The sequence below is a fragment of the Streptosporangium album genome (genome assembly GCF_014203795.1).
Lineage (GTDB): Bacteria > Actinomycetota > Actinomycetes > Streptosporangiales > Streptosporangiaceae > Streptosporangium > Streptosporangium album.
Genome location: NZ_JACHJU010000008.1, coordinates 1 through 21,160, shown reverse-complemented (window position 1 = coordinate 21,160; position 21,160 = coordinate 1). Strand labels below are relative to the sequence as shown.

Annotated in this window: 6 protein-coding genes and 2 pseudogenes; 4 read left to right on the top strand and 4 right to left on the bottom strand. The window is 70.3% G+C overall.

Going from position 1 to position 21,160, the window contains the following annotated elements; all coding sequences use genetic code 11:
- Positions 1-30: 30 nt before the first annotated feature.
- Positions 31-3,708 (bottom strand): annotated as a pseudogene (locus tag FHR32_RS43740) (type I polyketide synthase); the annotation flags it as partial.
- Between the two features lie 260 nt (positions 3,709-3,968).
- On the opposite strand from FHR32_RS43740, the gene FHR32_RS41665 reads away from it, so the two are divergent.
- Both FHR32_RS41665 and FHR32_RS47060 read left to right on the top strand, forming a co-directional pair.
- Positions 3,969-5,051: a DegT/DnrJ/EryC1/StrS family aminotransferase gene (locus FHR32_RS41665; RefSeq protein ID WP_184760107.1), complete on the top strand. Its 1,083-nt coding sequence runs from the start codon at positions 3,969-3,971 to the stop codon at positions 5,049-5,051.
- A gap of 20 nt (positions 5,052-5,071) precedes the next feature.
- A complete protein-coding gene (locus FHR32_RS47060) occupies positions 5,072-6,805 on the top strand; it encodes a DUF4350 domain-containing protein (protein WP_184760106.1) in 1,734 nt (577 codons plus the stop codon).
- 53 nt (positions 6,806-6,858) lie between these two features.
- Here the strand turns inward: FHR32_RS47060 and FHR32_RS41655 are convergent, their stop codons facing one another.
- Complete coding sequence (locus FHR32_RS41655) at positions 6,859-8,037, bottom strand: cytochrome P450 (RefSeq protein WP_184760105.1); 1,179 nt, start codon at positions 8,035-8,037, stop codon at positions 6,859-6,861.
- A 2-nt stretch (positions 8,038-8,039) separates the two neighbouring features.
- Positions 8,040-8,792 carry a thioesterase II family protein gene (locus FHR32_RS41650; RefSeq protein ID WP_184760104.1) on the bottom strand — a complete coding sequence of 251 codons (753 nt, stop codon included), beginning with the start codon at positions 8,790-8,792 and terminating at the stop codon, positions 8,040-8,042.
- Positions 8,793-8,941: 149 nt separating this feature from the next.
- On the opposite strand from FHR32_RS41650, the gene FHR32_RS41645 reads away from it, so the two are divergent.
- Together FHR32_RS41645 and FHR32_RS41640 are read left to right on the top strand one after the other, a co-directional pair.
- Complete coding sequence (locus FHR32_RS41645) at positions 8,942-9,907, top strand: ATP-binding cassette domain-containing protein (protein WP_184760103.1); 966 nt, start codon at positions 8,942-8,944, stop codon at positions 9,905-9,907.
- Between the two features lie 3 nt (positions 9,908-9,910).
- Positions 9,911-10,678, top strand: a complete 768-nt coding sequence (locus FHR32_RS41640) for an ABC transporter permease (RefSeq protein ID WP_184760102.1) — start codon at positions 9,911-9,913, stop codon at positions 10,676-10,678.
- Here FHR32_RS41640 and FHR32_RS43735 read toward each other — a convergent pair.
- Positions 10,659-21,137 (bottom strand): annotated as a pseudogene (locus FHR32_RS43735) (type I polyketide synthase); the annotation flags it as partial. The gene FHR32_RS41640 and the pseudogene FHR32_RS43735 sit on opposite strands and share 20 nt — an antisense overlap.
- Positions 21,138-21,160: the final 23 nt, after the last annotated feature.

Below are 21,160 nucleotides of genomic sequence, written 5' to 3'. Positions count from 1 at the left end.
CTCGTGCCCGTGGCGGCGCGCGTCCGACAGCCGTTCCAGGAGCAGGACGCCGACGCCCTCCGCCCATCCCGTTCCGTCGGCGGCGTTGGAGAACGCCTTACAACGCCCGTCCGGGGACAGGCCGCCCTGCTTGGCGAACTACAGGAAGATGCCGGGCGTCGACATGACGGTGACACCGCCCGCCAGCGCCAGCGAGCACTCCCCCGACCGCAGTCCCTGCGCGGCCAGGTGCATGCCGACCAGTGACGACGAGCACGCGGTGTCCACCGTGATCGCGGGACCTTCCAGGCCCAGGGTGTAGGCGACGCGGCCTGACAGGACGCTGGGCGAGGTACCGGTCAGCGTGTAGCCCTCGGCGTCGCCGGACACCTCGTGCATCCGGGCGCCGTAGTCCTGCGCCATCGCGCCGAGGTAGACGCCGGTCCGCGTGCCGTACAGGGTCGAAGGCAGGATTCCTGCCCGCTCCACCGCCTCCCAGGACACTTCGAGCGCCAGCCGCTGCTGCGGGTCCATCGCCAGCGCCTCACGCGGCGAGATACCGAAGAACGCAGCGTCGAAGTCGGCCGCATCGTAGAGGAAGCCGCCGGGAACGGCGGCGGTCCGCCAGCCGCGGTCGGATGGCATCGTGGACACGGCGTCCGTCCCGGCGTGGACCAGCCGCCACAGGCTTTCCGGTGAGTCGATCCCGCCGGGGTAGCGGCAGGCCATCCCGATGATCGCGATGGGCTCGTCGGCCGTGGGAGTGGACTCCACCGGTTCCGGGGATCCGGGTGTGGAGCGCAGGAAGGCGGCGAGTCTCGCCGGGGTGGGGTGGTCGAAGAGGGTGTTCGCGGTCAGCGTCAGCCCGGCGGCCGCGTTGAGCCTGGTCGTGAGCTCGACGAGCATCGCGGAGTCGAAACCGAGCTCCTTGAAGGGCAGGCCGAGCTCGACCGCGTCGGGATCGTCCGTTCCGAGGACGGTCGCGCACGCGTCACGGACCACCGCGAGCAGATCGTCGCCAGGACCGCTCCTTCCGTCGCCCACCGCCTGCGGGCTCATAGTGAGCCCCGCGACAACGGGGGTGAGAACGGCCGAGCCCACTTCCGTGCGCCGGGGCTCTTCGAGCCGGTACCGCTCCCGCTGGAACGCGTATGTCGGCAGCTCGACCCGGGATGCGGCGGGAACGACCCTCTCCCAGCCGACCTCCACCCCGTTGACATGGAGTTCGGCCAGAGAGGTGACCACACGGGAGATCCCGGCGGCGTTCCTCCGACTGGTGCAGACGGCCACCGCCGGACGCCCGGCGGCCTGCGCGCTTTCCTGGATGCTCCCGGTCAGCACCGGATGCGGGCTCACCTCGACGAACACGCCGAACCCATCGGCCAGCATCCGCGCGACCGTGCCCTGGAAGTCGACCGGCCGGCGCAGGTTGCGGTACCAGTAATCACCGTCGAGCTCCGCCGTGTCCAGGAGCGCGCCGGTCACCGTCGAGTAGAAGGGGATCTCCGAGCCGCGAGGCCGGATCGATGCCAGCATCGGCGCCAGCAGGTCCTCGATCCGCTCGACCATGGAACAGTGCGAGGCGTAGTCGACCTTGATCCGCCGCACCTGCGCCGTGCCCGCCAGTTCGGCCATCATCTCGGCCAGCGCCTCGTCGTCACCCGAGACGACGACGGAGGACGGGCCGTTGACGACCGCAACGGACAGCCGGCCCTCCCAGCGGGCCAGCCGCTCGTTCACGACATCCGCGGGCAGTCCCACGGAGACCATGCCGCCGGCGCCGGCGAGCACCTCGGTGACCAGCCGGGACCTGGCGGTCACGATCCGGGCCCCATCCTCGAGTGACAGCGCGCCCGCAACGCATGCGGCGGCGACCTCCCCCTGGGAGTGCCCCACGACCGCGGCGGGCCACACGCCGTACGACCGCCACAACGCCGCCAGCGAGACCATGATCGCCCACAGCACGGGCTGGATCACGTCGGCGCGTTCCCTGGGCGGGCTGCCGGGTTCACCGCGGACGACGCTCGTCAGCGACCAGTCGACGAAGGGTGCCAGCGCCGCCTCGCACTCCGCCATGGCGGCCGCGAACACCGGCGCCGAGTCGAGCAGCTCCACCCCCATCCCGGCCCACTGCGATCCCTGGCCGGGGAAGACGAACACCTGATCGCCGGGACGTTCCCCGCCGCGCACCACCCCGCGTGCCGAGCGCCCCTCCGACAAGGCGTCGAGCCCGCGCAGCAGCTGCTCGCGTCTGTCCCCGACGACGACCGCCCGATGACGCAGGCCCGCCCGGGTCGTCGCCAGTGAGAAGGCCACGTCGGCGATCGACAGGTCCGCGCGTTCCCTGATGTGGCTCGCCAGCCGGGCCGCCTGGGCTCGCAGCGCGCTCTCGGTGTGGCCGGACAGCGTCCAATACCCACTCTCGCGTGCAGCGGACGCGGTCCCGGCAACAGGCGCCGGAGCGGAGGTCAGCACGACGTGGCAGTTGGTACCGCCGAGCCCGAAGGACGAGACGCCCGCCACGATCGGGGCACCCTCACCGGCCGGCCACGGCATCGCCGACCGCACCACCCGCAGGTTCCACTCGTCGAAGCGGATCGCGGGGTTCGGCCGCTCGAAGTTGAGGCTCGGCGGCAGCACCCGCTGCTCGACGGCCAGCACGGTCTTGAGCAGGCCGACGATCCCGGCGGCACCCTCCAGGTGGCCGACGTTGGTCTTGGCCGACCCCACCCACAGGGGTCGTTCCGCGCCGTAGACCGCGCCGAGGGCAGCGGCCTCCGTGGGGTCGCCCACCTTGGTGCCGGTTCCGTGCAGCTCCACGTAACCGACGCTCGCCGGATCCACGCCGGCGCGCCCGCACGCCGACCTCAGCACGCGCTCCTGGGCAAGGGCGCTCGGTGTGGTGAGCGTGTCGCCGGGGCCGTCGTTGTTGACCGCGCTGCCCGCGATGACGCAGTAGACGTGGTCGCCGTCCGCGACGGCCCGCGACAACGGCTTGAGCAGCACGACGGCGCCGCCCTCGCCGCGGACGTACCCGTTGGCCCGCTCGTCGAAGGTGAAGCACCTGCCGTCGGGAGAGAGTGCGCCGAGCTCCGCGGGCGCCATGGCGCCTTCCACGGCCAGGTTGAGCTGGACCCCGCCGGCGAGGGCCATGCTGGACTCGCCGCTGCGGATGCTCTCGCAGGCCAGGTGCACCGCCACCAGCGACGACGACTGGCCGGTGTCCACCGCCACGCTCGGGCCGGTCAGAGCGAGAAAGTGCGAGACGCGGTTGGCGATGATGCCGCGGTTGACGCCCGTGAGCGAGTGACGGCCGATGCCCGCCGTACCGGCCTGGCGGCTCAGCAGGGCGTAGTCGTCGGCCATCACGCCGATGAACACGCCGACGTCGGCATCACGGACCCGGGTGGGCGCGATGCGCGCGTTCTCCAGGGCCTCCCAGCTGAGTTCCAGCGTCAGCCGCTGCTGGGGATCCATTGCGCGGGCCTCGCGGGGCGAGATCCCGAAGAAGGCGGCGTCGAACCGGTCGACCTCGTCCAGGAACGCGCCGTATGCGCTGGGTCCGGGCTCCTGGCCCGCGTCCCAGCGGCCGGGCGGCACGGTGGACACGGCGCTGACGCCGTCGTGCAGCAACCGCCAGAACTCGGCCGGTCCCGGCGCGGAGGGCAGCCGGCAGGACACTCCGACGATCGCGATGGCGTCGTCACTCGTGAACTCGGACCGATTCACGCGCCGCTCCCCAATGCCGTTGTCGTGCCACCAGGCGGAAACGGGAATAGCGCGGCTCCCGCTCCCAGCCGCGACAAACTATGCCGAGCACCCGCTGCGCGTTTCACTAGTAGTCCGGCGCCGCGGAGTCGGTGACCTGGATTCCTAGTGATTTCACGAGTGCCGTCCGGGTTCTTCTATACGTGCCCCGGCGCCTGTTCGGCGCGCATCCTTTCCCGCCCTGTGCCGACGAGCCGAACGGCTTATGAGTGAGGGAAACAATGGCGTTCAAATATCACGTGTCGAAGCCGTACCTCACCGGACGGGAACTGCAGTACCTCAACGAGGCCGTCGATTCCGGCTGGATATCCTCGCAGGGCCCTTTCGTCGGACGATTCGAGGAGGAGTTCGCTCAGTACAACGGCTTCTCGTACGGCGTCGCGTGCTCCTCCGGCACGACCGCGCTCACCCTCGCGCTGCGCGCCCTGGGAGTCGGCCCAGGCGACGAGGTCCTGGTGCCGGAGTTCACCATGGTCGCCACGGCCTGGGCGGTCAGCTACACGGGTGCGGTGCCGGTGTTCGTGGACTGCGCCGACGACCTCAACATCGACGTGTCGCTGATCGAGGAGAAGATCACGCCGCGGACCAAGGCCATCATGCCGGTGCACGTCTACGGCCGGCGGTGCGACATGGACGCGATCATGAACGTGGCCTACGAGTACAACCTGCGCGTGGTCGAGGACTCCGCGGAGGCGATCGGCGTGCGCCCGGTCGGCGACGTGGCGTGCTTCTCGCTGTACGCCAACAAGATCATCACTGCCGGCGAGGGCGGCGTCTGCGTCACCGACAGCGAGCGGCTGGCCCGGCAGATGACCCACCTGCGCGGCATGGCCTTCACCAAGGAACACAACTTCATCCACAAGAAACTGGCCTACAACTTCCGCATGACGAATATGCAGGCTGCGGTCGCCCTGGCCCAACTGGAGCGGATCGAGGAGATCCTCGATATCCGCAAGCGCATCGAGAGCCACTACGACCAGGGGCTCGACGGCATAGACGGGATCACCCTCATGCCGCCGCGCGACGTCCTGTGGATGTACGACATCCGGGCGGAGCGGCGGGAGGAGCTGCGGGAGTTCCTGGCGGACTCGGGCATCGAGACCCGAGTGTTCTTCCAGCCCATGAGCCGCCAGCCGATGTACTTCGACCCCGGCTGGACGTCGCTGAACGCCGCCCGCTACGCGGCCGATGGCCTCTATCTTCCCACCGACCCGGCGCTGTCCGAATCGGACCAGGACTTCGTGATCGGCAAGATCCGCGAGTTCTACGCGGACGGTCGGGCGACGCTGCGTACCCGGATATGACCTACGGAAAGGGACGCGGAGTGCCCACATTCGCATACGACGAGGCCCACGGCGAACGCTGGACGATCGACGCCGCACGTGCTGCGGAACTGGCTCGGGAGAATCCGGATCAGGCCTACTACGGGCACCTGGCCGACCTCACGCTGGCCATGTTCGGGAGCACGGCGAACGCCATCACGCGGTCGTGGCGCCAGGAGACTCTGCCGGCCTGCGACGTCCTCATCATCGCCCACCCGCGCGAGGAGTTCACGGGAGCGGAGATCGAGCTGTTCCGGGAGTGGATATCCGAGGGCGGAGCGGCACTCATCCTCGGCGACGAACCGGGCAGGCACCCGTCGGCCGACCTCAACGGCCTCCTGAAACCGTTCGGAATCCAGGTCACGGACCACCGCCTGAGCACCCGCAGGGTCACCTGCGCCCCGATTCGGCCGCACCCGATCCTGGAGGGCGTCGAGAAGGTGCTCGTCTGGGGCGGAAGCGCCCTCGACACCTTCGAGGCGGCCGCCGTACCCCTGCTGTCCGGCCCAGACGGACAGACCGTCGTCGCCGTCGCCGAACACGGCCGTGGCAGGGTGGCGGTGATCGGTGACTCCGACCTCTTCGCCCTCCCCTTCTGGGGCTGCGACGACAACGCCCGGCTCTTCGCCGGCACGCTCTCGTGGTTGGCGGGGAACGGCGCCGCCGTCCAGGCGGATGCCGTCGAGCAGGCCATGGCGGCGGGAAGCCCCGGCATCACCCGGGCCACCTCGCCGACTCGCCTCACGGAGATCGAGGGGGCGCCGGTCGTCGACGTGCGTGACGTGCCCCGGCTGGCCGAGGCACTGGCCAAGCTCGACATCGACCCCTACGCGCAGCCGGAGGAGTTCCTCACCCACGCGGAGTTGATCTATCACGAGCTGCCCCGCTCCGTCAGGAACGCGATCATCGACTTCCGCCGGCGCTCGAACGATTTCGGCGCCCTCCTGATCCGCGGGCTGCCGCCGGACCCGAAGACGCCTCTCACGCCGCCGAGCTCATGGCGGTCGATGGAGAAGAGGACTTTCGCCAGCGAACTGTGGCTCGCCGTGCTGGGGTGCGCTCTGGGAGAGCCGATCTCCTACGCACAGGAGAAGGACGGGGAGCTGTTCCAGAACATGTGCCCGACGCCGGGCAATGCGGAAAGGCTCTCCTCGGAGAGCTCGACGATCCTTTTGGACCTGCACACGGAGACCGCGTTCCACCCCTATCTGCCCGATTACCTGCTGCTTTACTGCATCCGTCCCGACCACCACAAGCAGGCGGCCACTCTCGTCTCCGGCACCCGCATGCTGCTGGGCGAGCTGCCGCCGAGATCCCGTGCCGCCCTGTTCGCGGCGGATTTCCGGACGGGCATCGACTATTCGTTCGGCAACAGCGACGAGTGCAAGGGCAACGGCCCGGTGCTGCCCGTGCTGTCGGGCGATCCGTGGGATCCGCTGATGATTTTCGATCCCGACCTCATGGAAGGGCTGAACGAGAAGGCGAGGACAGCCCTGCGGGACGCCAGGGAGGCCGCGGAGAAGCACCTCAAGTACGCGTATCTCGATGAGGGCGATCTGCTCGTGGTCGACAACCGGCGGGCGGTACACGGCCGAGCTCCGTTCACGGCCCGATACGACGGAATGGATCGATGGCTGCAGCGCATGTACGTGATCACAGACCTTCGATCCGCCCAGGAGGACAGGCAGCAGTCAGCGCGTGAGATCTACACGGAGTTCGTACCTCCCGGATCCTGAGGCAGGGAAATGGGGCCGGTCTTCGCCGCTTCCGAGCGAAGACCGGCCCCTTTTCAGTCCCAGGCGATCGGCAGATGGGCGATGCCGCCGCCGAGTTGCCCCTCACCCAGGTCGCCGTAGAGCTGGATCTCGTCGACCGGGATCGCCAGTCGCATGACGGGCAGCCGGGGCAGGAGCCTGGCCAGCACCTCGTGGATCTCCAGCCGAGCCAGCGGGGCGCCGATACAGTAGGTGATCCCGTGGCTGAACACCAGGTGGGGGTTGGGGGCGCGGGTGACATCGAAGCGTTCAGGATCGCTGAAGACCCGGTCGTCGAACCCGACGGAGCCGTGGTCGCACAGCACGAGGTCACCGGCGCGGATCGTGACCCCGGCGATGTCGATGTCGGCGTTGGCGTACCGCGGCACCATGGATTCGCTGAACTTGCTCAGCCGCAGCGTCTCCTCCACGGCGCCGGGCAGCAGCCGCGGATCGTCGGCCACCAGCTTGTGCTGGCCGGGGTTCATCGCGAACAGCCCGATCGCCGCGCTGATGCCGTGCGGGGTGACCAGGTACGACATGGTCACGGCGACCAGAAGCAGGGCGACGGTCTCGTCGGGGTGTCCCGCCGCGCACAGCGCCGAGGCCAGGTCGTCGCCCGGCTGCTCGCGCTTGCGCCCTGCCAGCCGTACCAGATAGTCGTAGAGCCCTCCCACGCTGTCCGATTCGGCCCCGACGTTGCCGGCCGGATGGAGCACCGCCATGTACTCGTCCCTGTCGGCGATGCCGATCAGGTCGCACAGGATCTGGTAGGAGAGCGGCAGCGAGAACGCGTTGTGCATGTCCACCGGCGACGGCTCGGCGAGGACGTCGCCGAGGAGCTCGTCGACCACGGCGCCGACGCGCGCCCGCAGGCCGGACATGCGTGCGGCGGAGAAGTGCGGCGTGAGCTGCGCCCGGAAGTCGAGGTGGAACTGGCGCGCCGCCGCCGGATCCTGGTCGGACACCAGCAGGTCCAGCAGCACGTTGTCCAGATACCGCGGCCTGTTCTGCGGATCGGGGTGGGTGTTCCCGAGGCGGCTGTCCATGAGCAACTGCTTGAGTTCGGCATGCCGGGTCACCAGCCACGCCTCGTCGCCGGTGACGGTACGCACCCGGCTGACGGGGCCGTTGTCGCGTACCTGGCGGATCAGCGGGTTCAGCCGGCCCAGGCACCCTCGCGCTCCCAGGACGGGCAGGCCGACGTCGTTCATCGTCACACCCCGAGTTCCAGGGCGATCTCCCTGTTCATCGCCTGCTTGTGCGGGATGAGGAAGAAGTGTCCGCCGGGGAACACCTTGATGCGGAAGCGCCCTTCCGTATGCCGGCTCCAGGCCCGCGCCTCATCGACCGTCGTCTTCGTGTCGGCGTCACCGGTCAGCACGGTGATCGCGGCACGCAGGCGTTGTTCAGGATCGCCGCGGTAGGTCTCGATCGCCTCGTAGTCACCCCGGAGCGCGGGCAGCGCCATCCGGAGGATCTCCTCGTCGCCGAGTACTCCGGCCTCCGTGCCGTTCAGCAGCTTCAGCTCGGCGATGATGCCGTCGTCGTCGCGCCGGTGCACCGCCTCGTCCCGCAGGGTGGACGGCCCGCGGCGTCCCGAGGCGATCAGGGTGTGGGGCGCGTTGACGCCCTTGTCTTCGAGGCGGCAGGCCACCTCGAAGCCGATTACCGCCCCCATGCTGTGTCCGAAGAAGACCGTCGGCCGCTCCGGCAGCCTGACGAGCTCGTCGACGATCCGATCCGCCAGCGTGCCGATGTCGTTGACGCACGGCTCTCGCAGCCGGTCCTGCCGCCCGGGATACTGCAGGGCCACCACATCGGCCTTCGGTGAGAACGTGGCCGAGACCGGGTGGAAGAAGGTGGCGGATCCGCCCGCGTGCGGGAAGCACACCAGGCGCGTGCCCGCTCTCGTCGCCGGATGATATCGACGGATCCACAGGGTGCTTACGTCGTCCGCGATAGTCACGATCCGTTGGTCCCTTCATCGCGATGAATACCCGCCCGGACCAGTTAAACCCGGCCACGACTCGCGAAATCACTAGAAACTCCGGGGATTTCCCGGCTCCGCGCTGTCTAGGGTCATTCCGCTTGCCATCTGCGGAGAAAGGCGGAGCCATGATCACGACCCGTGGACTGGCGCGGAGTTTCAAGTCCGGCGGTCAGCGGATCGACGCGGTCAAGGGCGTCGACATCGATGTGCCGGCGGGTGAGGGTGTCACCTTGCTGGGCCCCAACGGAGCGGGTAAGACCACGTCCTTCCGGATGCTCACGACGCTGATCAGGCCGACCGCCGGCACCGCGACGGTAGCCGGCCACGACCTCCTGGCCGATCCGGCGGGCGTCCGCAGGCGCATCGGCTACGTCGCCCAGGGCGGCGGGACCAACGGCGAGCACCGGGTTCACGAGGAGATCGAGCTGCAGGGGCAGCTCTACGGGATGTCCAGGGCTGAGGCTCGGCGCCGCGCCGGCGAGGTGATGGAGCAGCTCGACCTGACCGAGCTGCGCAAACGGCTCGTCAAGACGCTCTCGGGCGGCCAGCGCCGCCGCCTGGACATCGCCCTCGGGCTCGTCCACTCGCCTCCCGTCGTCTTCCTCGACGAGCCGACGACCGGGCTGGACCCGCAGAGCAGGGCGGCCCTGTGGAGGCGCGTCCACAGGTTGCGCTCCGAACTGGGCACCACGGTGTTCGTCACGACGCACTACCTCGAAGAGGCCGACGCCTTCTCCGACCGGGTGATCATCATCGACCACGGGCGGATCATCGCGGAGGGCACCCCGGAGGCGCTCAAGGCGAAGGTGGCCGGGCACCGGGTCGAGATCACGGTGCCGATCGAGCTGATCCCCTCCGCGGTCGCCGTCACCGAGCGCCTCGCCGACGCGAGCAACCTCTTCGTCGTCGGTGACAGCGTGCGGTTCCAGGTGCCGAAGGCGGATGTCATGCTCCCCCACCTGATCCGCGCCCTGGACTTCGCGCAGATCCCCACGATGTCGATCCAGGTCGTTCAGCCGACCCTCGACGACATCTTCCTCCTGCTGACCGGCCGCAGTTTCCGTGACGACGCCAACTCCACAGGGATGTGACCCATGATCCGCGACACAGCGTTGATCGTCAGGAGCGAACTGCGCCTCGTGAGCCGGTCCCTGACCGGCCTGGCCCTGGATCTCGCGCAGCCCATCGCCTGGCTGCTGCTCTTCACCCCGCTGATGGCCGGAGCGCTGAAGAACTCGCCGAGTCTGCCGGTCGAAGACGCCTGGATGGTTCTGACGCCGTCCATCACGATCTACCTGGTGCTCATGAGCAGCGCGTTCAGCGGGTACCGGCTGCTGAACGACCTGCGCAGTGGGGTGCTGGAGCGCATGAGGGTCACCCCGGCCAGCCGTACGGCTCTGCTGCTCGGCAAGGTCGTGGTGTACGTGCTCCAGACAGCGGTGCAGAGCCTGCTGGTGTTCGTGGTGGCCTGGCTGCTCTTCGACCTGCGGATCACCGTCGTCGGCATCGTGCTCGCCCTGGCTGTCGGAGCGCTGATCACCCTCATGCTCACCGCCTGCTCGATCACGCTGGCCCTGCTGGCCAGGCGCGAGCCGACCTTCACCGCGGTGATCAGCTCATGCCTGCTACCGCTGTCGCTCCTTTCCGGCATCCTGGTGCCCATCACGCGCGATCTGGCTCCCGAGTGGCTGTACATCCTGTCGCGCTTCAACCCGTTGACCTGGGTCGCGGACCTATCGCGGGCGGCCTTCAACGTTCACTACGCCTTCCAGCCCGTCGTCATCGGCGGTGCCGTACTTCTGGCGATGACCGGGTTGTCGCTCTGGTGGGGCACCCGGACCTTCAACCGCGAGATCCCCTGAGCCAGTCCTCGATGATCCGCGCCGTTTCCCCGACTTGGTCGGTGAGCATCGAGAAGTGGTTCGCCGCCACGGTCCGCACGGCGTGCGAGGGGTCGAACGGCGTCGATCGCCAGTAGTCCGCCCCGGGTTCGGCCGGGGCGAAGGGCTCCGTGCACTGCATGAACAGCACCGGCACCGTCATGTCTCCCGCCTTCAGGCCGGAGGCGATGGCGTGCCAGTGGGCCATCGCGGACAGCTCATTGCTCGTGAAGTCGCCGAGCGCCGCCTCTGTCAGCAGCAACTGTGCCATGACCTGGCCGGTCAGAGCGTGCGAGTCCCCGACCGTGCGCGCGTCGAACGAGTCCATCATGACCAGTGCCACCGGCGGGTTCTCCGCATGCTGCAGGACCCCGGCCGCGTCGTGGGCGAGGTTGCCACCGGCCGAGTGACCGACCAGCACGTACGGCTCGCCCGCCGCGGCCCGCAGGATGCTCTCCGTGAGGATCGCGAGAGCCGTGTCGCCGGTGGCGGGCAGGCTCTCGCCGGGCGCGTAACCGAGCAGGGGAACCGCCGAGACGTGCCTGACCCCGCGGAACCGCGCGGCCAGCCGGGCGTACTGGTGGACGCCCGCTCCGACGGTGGAGGAGCTCACGCAGATCAGGCGAGGCCCTCCCGGCCCCTCTGCCAGCGTCACCGGCCGGGGCACGTGTGAGAGATCGTCGCTCTTGGGCCGGACCTGCGCCACCGCGTGGAGCAGGTTGAACGCCTCCGTCACCTTGCCGGAGCGGACGGCTTCGCGGAACAATGTGCTGACGCCGTCGTCGCTGGCACGGCTCTGACCGCCCGGCCGCTTGAACAGTTCCTCCCGCAGCCACCTGGCGAGGCCGGCCACGTTGTTGTTGTCGAAGACCACCACCGGCGAGAACTCCAGCCGGAGCACCTTGACGAGGCTGTTGCGCAGTTCCGTCGTGATGAGCGAGTCGAAGCCCAGCTCGGCGAAGTCACGGCCGACATCGACAGCCGATGCGTCGCTGTGGCCCAGGACCACGGCCACATGCTGCCGCACCAGCTTCCGCAAGGTTTCGAGCTGCTGCTCCTCGCCGAGGTCACGCAGCCGCTCCAGGAACGTCTCCGTCGCCTGAGGGGCCTGCCTGAGGCTCCGGACCTCGGGCAGGTCGCCGAGCAGGGCGCTGTGCCGTACGGCCGTGAACGTCGCGCCGAACTGCTCCCAGGCGATGTCCGCGACCGCCACGGTCGCGTCCTGGTGCGTGACCGCCCGCCACAGCGCGGTCACCGCGGCTCCTGGCTCCATGGCACGGATGCCGCGCCTGGCCAGATAGTCCTGGACCCCGTCGTCGGCGACCATGCCGTCGCCGGCCCAAGCACCCCAGGCCACCGAGGTCGCGACCAGTCCCCGTGCCCGCCGCTGGCCGGCCAGCGCGTCGAGGGCGGCGTTGGCGGCGGCGTAGGCCGCCTGGCCGCCGCTGCCCCAGGTCCCGGCGATCGAGGAGAACAGGACGAAGAAGTCGAGCTCGCGGTCGGCCAGCAGCGCGTCGAGATTCAGCGCGCCGACGACCTTGGCCCGCATCACCTCGGCCAGCTCGGCGGTGTCCAGCCGGTCCAGGGTGTTCGCCGGGCCGATGCCGGCGGCGTGGACCACCCCGGTCGGCTGGTGGTCGGCCAGGACGGTGGCGAGGGCATCCGCGTCGGCCGCGTCGCAGGCCACGACGGACGCCTGGGCGCCCAGGCCGGTCAGCTCGTCGCACAGCTCGGCGGCTCCGTCGGCGTCCATCCCTCGCCTGCTGGTCAGCACGAGCCGGTCGACGCCCCGGGCGGCCAGCGACCTGGCCACGTGGGCGCCGAGCGCGCCCGTACCACCGGTGATCAGGACCGTGCCACCCGGTGCCGGCGTGGCGTCGGCACCCTGGTACGGGGCATGGGCCAGCCTGCGGCCGTACGCCCCGGTCGAGCGGATCGCCACCTGATCCTCGGAGTCCGGGACGGTGAGGATGCCCGCCAGCCAGGTCAACGCCTGCTCGTCCAGCGTCTGGGGAAGGTCGATCAAGCCACCCCATCTGTGCGGGTGCTCCAGGGCTGCCACCCGGCCGAGACCCCAGACGCCTGCCTGGGCCGGGCTCGGCTCCATGTCGGACTGGCCGATCGAGACGGCGCCCATCGTGAGGCACCACAACGGCGCGTCGACACCGGCATCACCGAGCGCCTGCAACAGCGTCATCGTGAGCGCCGACGCGTCCGTGACACCTGTCTCGGCGGCCTCACCCAGTGCCAGGAGCGACACCACTCCAGCGGGTGCCGTCTGCGAGCCGAGGCGCTCGCGCACTTGGTCGGCGAGCGCGGCCCGGTCCGGCTCGGATACGTCCAACCGTACGGCCGCCTCGAAGATCTGGACCACGGCCTCCACCCAGGGGTCGCCTTCCAGCTCCTCGGGGACGACGATCAGCCAGGAGCCTGGCACGACCGTGGCGGGAAGGCTGGTCAGCGGCTTCCAGGTGACGCGGTATCGCCAGGAGTCGGCGACGGAGGCCTCGCGCCGGGTCCGGCGCCACGACGTCAGTGCCGGGAGGACCTCGCTGAGCGTGTCCTCCTCGACGTCCAGCCTGGCTGCCAGGGTTCCGAAGTCCTCGCGCTCGATGCTGGCCCAGAACTCCGCGTCCAGCGGGTCGGCCGCGCGCCGGGCGAAGACGCCGCCGGGCTCTGGCCAGTAGCGCCGGTGCTGGAAGGCGTAGGTGGGCAGATCCACCCGGCGCCCACCGGCCAGCACACTCTGCCAGTTCACCTCGGCTCCGCGGACGAACAGTTCGGCCGCCGAGGTCAGCATCCGGTCCAGGCCGCCGTCGTCGCGGCGCAGCGTGCCCGCGATCACAGCCTCCACACCGGCCTCGTCCACGCACTCCCCGATGCCGACCGTCAGCACCGGATGCGGACTCACCTCGACGAACACCCGATGCCGCTGCTGCAGCAACTGCCCCACCGCCGGAGCAAAACCCACCGTGCGGCGCAGGTTCTCACACCAATAGGCGGCATCAAGCTCCGGGCCTTCCAGCCACCCGCCGGTCACCGTCGAGAGCATCGGCACCCGCACCCGCCGCGGCGACACCTCCGCCAGCACCTGAGCCAGCTCTTCCCGAATCTGGTCCACCTGCGCCGAATGCGAGGCGTAATCCACCGCGATCCGCCGCACCCGCACCCCATCGAGCTGCCCGAGCAACTCCTCAACGGCCCCAACCTCACCCGCCACGACCACAGATGTGGGGCCGTTGACCGCCGCGACCGACACCCGGCCACCCCAGGCCGCGAGCCGCTCCTCCACCTGCTCCACCGGCAGCGCCACCGACGCCATCGCCCCCAGCCCGGCCAGCCGCTCCCCGATCAGACGGCTCCGCAAGGCCACCACCCGAGCCCCATCGGACAGCGACAGACCGCCCGCCACCACGGCTGCGGCGATCTCACCCTGCGAATGCCCAACCACCGCATCGGGGTGCAGGCCGAGCGATTCCCACACCGCCGCCAGCGACACCATCACCGCCCACGACACCGGCTGGACCACATCCACCCTGTCCAAGTCGCCCCCGCGGATCACTTCCAGCAACGACCAGTTCACGAACGGCTCAAGAGCCGCCGCACACTCCGCCATCCGCCCCGCGAACACCGGCGACTCCTCCAGCAGCCGCCGACCCATCCCCACCCACTGCGCCCCTTGACCAGGGAACACCCACACCGACTTCCCATCGACGTCGGCCACACCCCGCACGACCCCGGCCCTGGGCTCACCGGCCGCGACCGCACCCAGACCGGCCAGCAGCTCCCCGCCAATCACCACCGCACGGTGCTCGAACACCGACCGCGTCGTGGCCAGCGAGAACGCCGTGTCGACCGGTGCCAGCTCATCACGGTTGGCGAGGTGCGACATCAGACGGCTCGCCTGTGCGCGCAACGCCTCCTCGGTCTTTCCCGACACCACCCACGGCACCACACCGCCGGCCGTACCAGAAGACGCCACAACCTGCGGACCCTGCTCCAGGATCACGTGGGCGTTGGTGCCGCTGAGGCCGAACGACGACACACCCGCGCGGCGCGGACGGCCGGTCTCCGGCCATTCGGTGGCCTCGTCCAGCACCTCCACCGCACCGGCCGACCAGTCCACGTGCGAGGACGGCGCGTCGACATGGAGTGTTCTGGGCAGCACCCCGTGCCGCATCGCCATGACCATCTTGATCACACCAGCGACGCCGGCTGCGGCCTGCGTGTGGCCGATGTTCGACTTCACCGAACCGAGCAACAGAGAACGCTCCCGATCCTGACCATACGTGGCAAGCAGCGCCTGCGCCTCGATCGGGTCACCCAACGTGGTCCCGGTCCCGTGCCCTTCGACCGCGTCCACCTCGGCGGTGGTCAGTCCGGCACCGGCCAGCGCCTGCCGGATCACCCGCTGCTGCGACGGCCCGTTCGGCGCGGTCAGGCCGTTGGACGCGCCGTCCTGGTTGATCGCGGAGCCGCGCACGATCGCGAGCACCTCATGGCCGTTGCGCTGGGCGTCGGAGAGGCGCTCCAGCACCAGCATGCCCACCCCCTCGGACCAGCTCACCCCGTCGGCCGCGTCCGCGTACGCCTTGCACCGGCCATCGGGTGAGAGCCCGCCCTGGGTGCTGAACTCGATGAACGCCCCCGGCGTCGCCATGACGGTCGCGCCGCCCGCCAGCGCCAGGTCGCACTCACCCGACCGCAGTGCCTGCGCCGCCAGATGCAGCGCCACCAGCGACGACGAGCACGCGGTGTCCACCGTCACCGCAGGCCCCTCCAGGCCCAGGGTGTAGGAGATGCGGCCGGTCGCGACGCTTCCGGCGGTGCCTGTGCCGACGAAGCCCATCGCCTCGGGCGGGAACTGGGCGCTCATGCCGTAGTCGTGGTAGAAGATTCCGGCGAAGACACCGGTACGGCTCCCGCGCAGTGACACCGGGTCCGTTCCGGACCGCTCGATCGCCTCCCACGACGCCTCCAGCAGCAACCGCTGCTGCGGGTCCATCGCCAGCGCCTCACGCGGCGAGATCCCGAAGAATCCGGGATCGAACTGCGTGGCGCTCTCCAGGAAGCCTCCCTCGCGGGCGTAGCTGGTCCCCCGGCTCTCCCTATCCGGGTTGTACAGAGCACCCAGGTCCCAGCCCCGGTCCGACGGGAACTCACCGATCCCGTCGCCGCCTTCTGACAGCAGTCGCCACAGCTCATCCGGTGAGGTGACCCCACCGGGGAAGCGGCACGCCATGCCCACGATCACGACGGGGTCGTCGGCCACCGGGACCGCAGGCACGGGGACGGTCACGCCGACGTCCTCCCCGAGCAGCTCGGCCAGCAGGAAGTCCACCAGCACGGCCGGTGTCGGGTAGTCGAACACCAGCGTGGCCGGCAACCGCAGCCCTGTCACCGAGTTGAGGCGGTTGCGGAACTCCACCGCGATGAGCGAGTCGAAGCCCAGCTCGCGAAACTCCCGCCGCACCCCCACCATCTCCGGGGAGGCGTAGCCCAGCGCTGCGGCCGCCTCGGTGCGCACCAGATCCATCAGGAGCTCGGTGCGCCGGTCCGCTTCGAGCGGAGCCAGCCGCTGCAGCAACGTCGCGGCCACCAGCGAACCGGATACCGCCGACCGCCGGATGCCCCGCACCAGACCACGAAGCAACGCCGGTACGGCAGCGCGTGCGCGCAGCGCCGCCGGCTCCAGCCGGACCGGGATCACCACAGGCCGCGGCACTCGGGTGGCGGCCTCGAACAGCGCCAGGCCCTGCTCCACCGACAGCGGAGGCATCCCCGCACGCGCGAGCCGCGCCATCTCCGCATCGCTCAGCGTGCCGGTCAGCCCGACCTCCTGGGTCCAGGCGCCCCACGCCAGCGACAACGCGGGCAGACCCGCCGCCCGCCGATACTGGGCCAGCGCGTCCAGGAAGACGTTGGCGGCGGCGTAGTTGCCCTGTCCCGCGTTGCCCATCACCCCGGCAAGCGACGAGAACAGCACGAACTCCGCCAGGTCCAGATCCCGGGTCAGCTCGTGCAGATGCCAGGCCGCATCGGCCTTGGGTCGCAGCACCGAAGCCAACCGCTCCGGCGTCAAAGAGGCGACCGTCCCGTCATCCAGCACGCCCGCCGTGTGGATCACCGCGGTCAGCGGGTGCGCGGCGTCCACCTGCGTCAGCAGCTCCGCCACCGCATCCCGATCGGCCAGGTCACACGCCACGACCGTGACGTCGGCCCCGTGCGCGATCAGCTCGGCCCGCAGCTCCACCGCACCCGGAGCGTCCAGCCCTCTCCGGCTGGCCAGCAGCACATGCCGTACCCCGCGCTCGGCCACCACGTGGCGCGCGAACTGCGCACCCAGCCCACCGGTCCCACCCGTGATCAGCACCGTGCCTTCAGGAGCCCAGGTCCGGCTCTCGGCCTGCGTCACCCGCGCCAAGCGGGGAACCCACACGTCACCGTCGCGCAGCGCCATCTGCGGCTCGTCCAGCGCCGGCAGCGTGAACTCCTGTACGTCGACGTCCACCAGCACGAACCGGCCAGGATTCTCCGACTGAGCCGACCGCACCAGACCCCACACCGCCGCAGCCGCCAGATCGGTGACCGCGTCGCCTTCCCGCGCCTCGACGGCGTCCCGGGTGACGAACACCAGACGGGAAGCCTCGAATCGCTCATCGGCCAGCCACGTCTGCAGCAGGCCCAGGACTCGCGCGACCAGTTCGTGCGTCGACTCCAGCGTGCTTTCCTGGTCGGCCGAACCGATGGTGACCGTGACCACGTCCGGGACCGGGTCGAGGTCTCCGGTCAGTTCGACCGCGGTCAAGCGTGGCTCCGTCTCCTGCATCTGAGTCCAGTCCAGGCCGAACAGCGAGTCCCGTTCCACCTCCCGGCCGCTGACCTGGTCGGGAGTGAAGGGTCGTAGGGTGAGCGAGCGGGCCGACAGCACGGGCTCTCCGGACAGGTCTACCGCCGTGAGCTCGACCGAGTCGTCGCCCGCCTTCGTCAGCCGGATACGCAGCAGGGCGGCGCCGCCCGCGTGCAGGCACACCTCACCCCACGAGAACGGCAGCATGCCGCCCTCACCTTGCAGCCCGGCGAACGTGACCGTGTGCAGCGCGGCGTCGAGCAGGGCCGGGTGCAGGCCGTATGAGCCGGCGGTTGACGCAGCCGCCTCGGGCAGGGCGGCCTCGGCGAAGACTTCGCCGCCCGTGCCGCGCCAGGCCGACCGCAGGCCCTGAAACACCGGACCGTAGTCCAGGCCTCGGGTGGTCAGCTCCTCGTAGAGGCCGTCGAGCTCGATCGGGGCCGCGCCGTGCGGGGGCCAGACCGCGGTGTCGAACGGCGCCGGGGTCCTGCCGTCGGGAGCGAGCGTGCCGGTGGCGTGCCGTACCCAGGCTGTGCCGTCACCGGTGTGGATGCTCAGGCTGCGGCGCCCGGTCTCCTGCGGCGCACTCACCGAGATCTGGATCGCCACCGCGGCGTCCTCACCGAGAACCAGCGGAGCGGCGAGCACCAGCTCCTCGACCAGGTCGCAGCCGACCTGGTCACCCGCCCTGATGGCGAGCTCCAGGAAGCCGGTGCCCGGGAAGATCACCGTTCCGGCCACCGCATGATCGGCCAGCCACGGGTGCGACTCCAGCGAAATACGCCCGGTCAGCACCACTTCATCCGAATCGGCCAGCCCGACCGTGGCGCCGAGCAGCGGATGCCCGGCCGCCGCCAGCCCGGTGGCGGCCATGTTCCCCACCCGCGGGCCTGCCGATTCAGGCCAGAAACGCCGGTGCTGGAACGCGTACGTCGGCAACTCGACCCGGCGGAAGCCGTGAAGCGCCGCCTTCCAGTCCACCGGCACCCCGTGCACGTGCAGCCTCGCCAGCGCGGCCATGACCGCGCTCTGCTCGTCCCGATCCTTGCGCAGCACCGGCACCATCACCGGATCCGCGTCGTCCAGGGTGTCCTGAGCCATCGCGGTCAGCACCCCGTCCGGGCCGAGCTCCAGGTAGGCCGTGATCCCCTGCCGGTGCAGAGCCCGCACCCCATCGGCGAACCGTACGGCCCGGCGGACCTGGTCCACCCAGTAGTCCGGCGAGCACACCTGCTCAGACAGCTCCCCAGTGAGTGTGGACACGATCGGGATCCGTGGCCGGTCATAGGTCAGCGTCTCGGCGACCACCCGAAACTCCTCCAGCATCGGGTCCATCAGCGGCGAATGGAAAGCATGCGACACCCGCAACCGCTTCGTTATGAAACCCCGCTCCTCCAGAGCAGCGGCCGCCTCCAGCACCGGCCCTTCTCCACCGGCGATCACGGTGGACGACGGGCCGTTCACCGCGGCGATCGACACCTCGTAGGGCAGCCCGGCGATCTCCTCCTCGGACGCCCGCACCGCCACCATCGCCCCACCGGCGGGAAGCGCCTGCATCAACCGCGCCCGCGCCGCCACGAGCGTGCACGCGTCCTTCAGGGACAGCACCCCGGCCACATGGGCCGCCGTGATCTCCCCGATGGAGTGGCCGGCCAATGCCGCGGGCCGTACACCCCACGACTCGACGAGCCGGAACAGCGCCGTCTCCAGCGCGAACAGCGCCGGCTGCGCCCGTCCGGTCTGGTCCAGCAGTTCCGTCTCGGTGAACAGCGTCGGGTCGAACTCGGCGATCACCTCATCCAGAGCCCGCGCGAACACCGGGAACCGCTCGTACAACTCCCGGCCCATCCCGGCCCGCTGACTGCCCTGACCGGTGAACAGCACCGCAAGCTTCGGCTCGGGCGCGGCCAGTCCACGCGGCACTCCCGCGCCCGGCCGGTCCTCGGCCAGCTCCCGTAGGCCGGTGACCGCGTCCTGGAGGTCGGCGGCCACCACGGCCGCCCGGTGCTCGAACGCCGACCGCGTCGTCGCCAGCGAGAACGCCACGTCGCCCAGCCCCAGGCCGGGCTCGCCGTCCAGGTACGACGCGAGCCGCTCGGCCTGTGCCCGCAACGCCTCCGCCGACCGGCCCGACACCAGCACCGGCACGGCACCGCCCGGCATCGGCGACGCTTCCGCCTCCGGAGCTTGGATGTGCTCAAGGATCACGTGCGCATTGGTGCCGCTGATCCCGAACGACGACACACCGCTCCGGCGTGGACGGCCGGTCTGCGGCCACTCCGTCGGCTCGGTCAGCAAGCGTACCGCTCCCGAGGTCCAGTCGACGTGCGACGACGGCTCGTCGACATGCAGCGTCCTGGGCAGAACCCCATGCTGCATCGCCATGACCATCTTGATCACTCCGGCCACGCCGGCGGCGGCCTGCGTGTGCCCGATGTTCGACTTGATCGACCCCAGTAGCAGCGGCCGATCACGGTCCTGACCGTAGGCAGCCAGCAGGGCCTGCGCCTCGATCGGGTCACCCAGGACGGTTCCGGTCCCGTGCCCCTCGACGGCGTCCACATCAGCGGGGGTGAGCCTGGCACTGGCCAGCGCCTGCCGGATCAACCGCCGCTGAGACGGACCGTTCGGCGCCGTCAGACCATTGGACGCGCCGTCCTGATTGACCGCGGACCCGCGCACGGCCGCCAGGACTCGGTGCCCGTTGCGCCGCGCGTCCGACAGCCGCTCCAGCACCAGCATGCCCACGCCCTCGGACCAGCCCGCGCCGTCGGCCGCGTTCGAGTAGGACTTGCAGCGGCCGTCGGCGGCCAGCCCGCCCTGCCCGAAGTCGATGAACGGCCTCGCGGTCGCCAGCACGGTCACGCCACCGGCCAGCGCCAGCGAGCAGTCGCCGCCGCGCAGCGCCTGCGCCGCCAGGTGCATCGCCACCAGCGACGACGAGCACGCGGTGTCCACCGTCACCGCAGGGCCTTCCAGCCCCAGGGTGTAGGACAGCCGGCCGCTCGCGACCCCACCGGCGGTTCCGGTGGCCATGAAGCCCATCACCTCGGGCGGGAAGGACATGCTGTCCGCGTAGTCGTGGTACATCACGCCGGCGAACACCCCGGTGCGGCTGCCGCGCAGCGAGGTCGGGTCGATCCCGGTCCGCTCGATCGCCTCCCAGGTGGTCTCCAGCAGCAATCGTTGTTGCGGGTCCATGGCCAGCGCCTCACGCGGCGAGATCCCGAAGAATTCGGGGTCGAACTCCCCTGCCTCGTGCAGGAAGCCACCCGCCTGCACGTAGTTGACGGCTCGGCCCTCCGTGCCGGGATAGAACGAGGCATGGCTCCAGCCGCGCGTCGTCGGGAAGGCGGAGATCGCGTCCCCGCCCTCGGTGACGAGCCGCCACAGATCCTCGGGAGAGCTGATCCCGCCCGGATAGCGGCAGGCCATGCCCACGATCACGATCGGGTCGTCGGCCACCGGGATCACGGCCGTGGGGATGGTCACGTCCGCGTCCTCGCCGAGCAGCTCGGCCAGCAGGAACTCGGCCAGCACGGTCGGCGTCGGGTAGTCGAACACCAGCGTGGCAGGCAACCGCAGCCCTGTCGCCGGGTTGAGCCGGTTGCGCA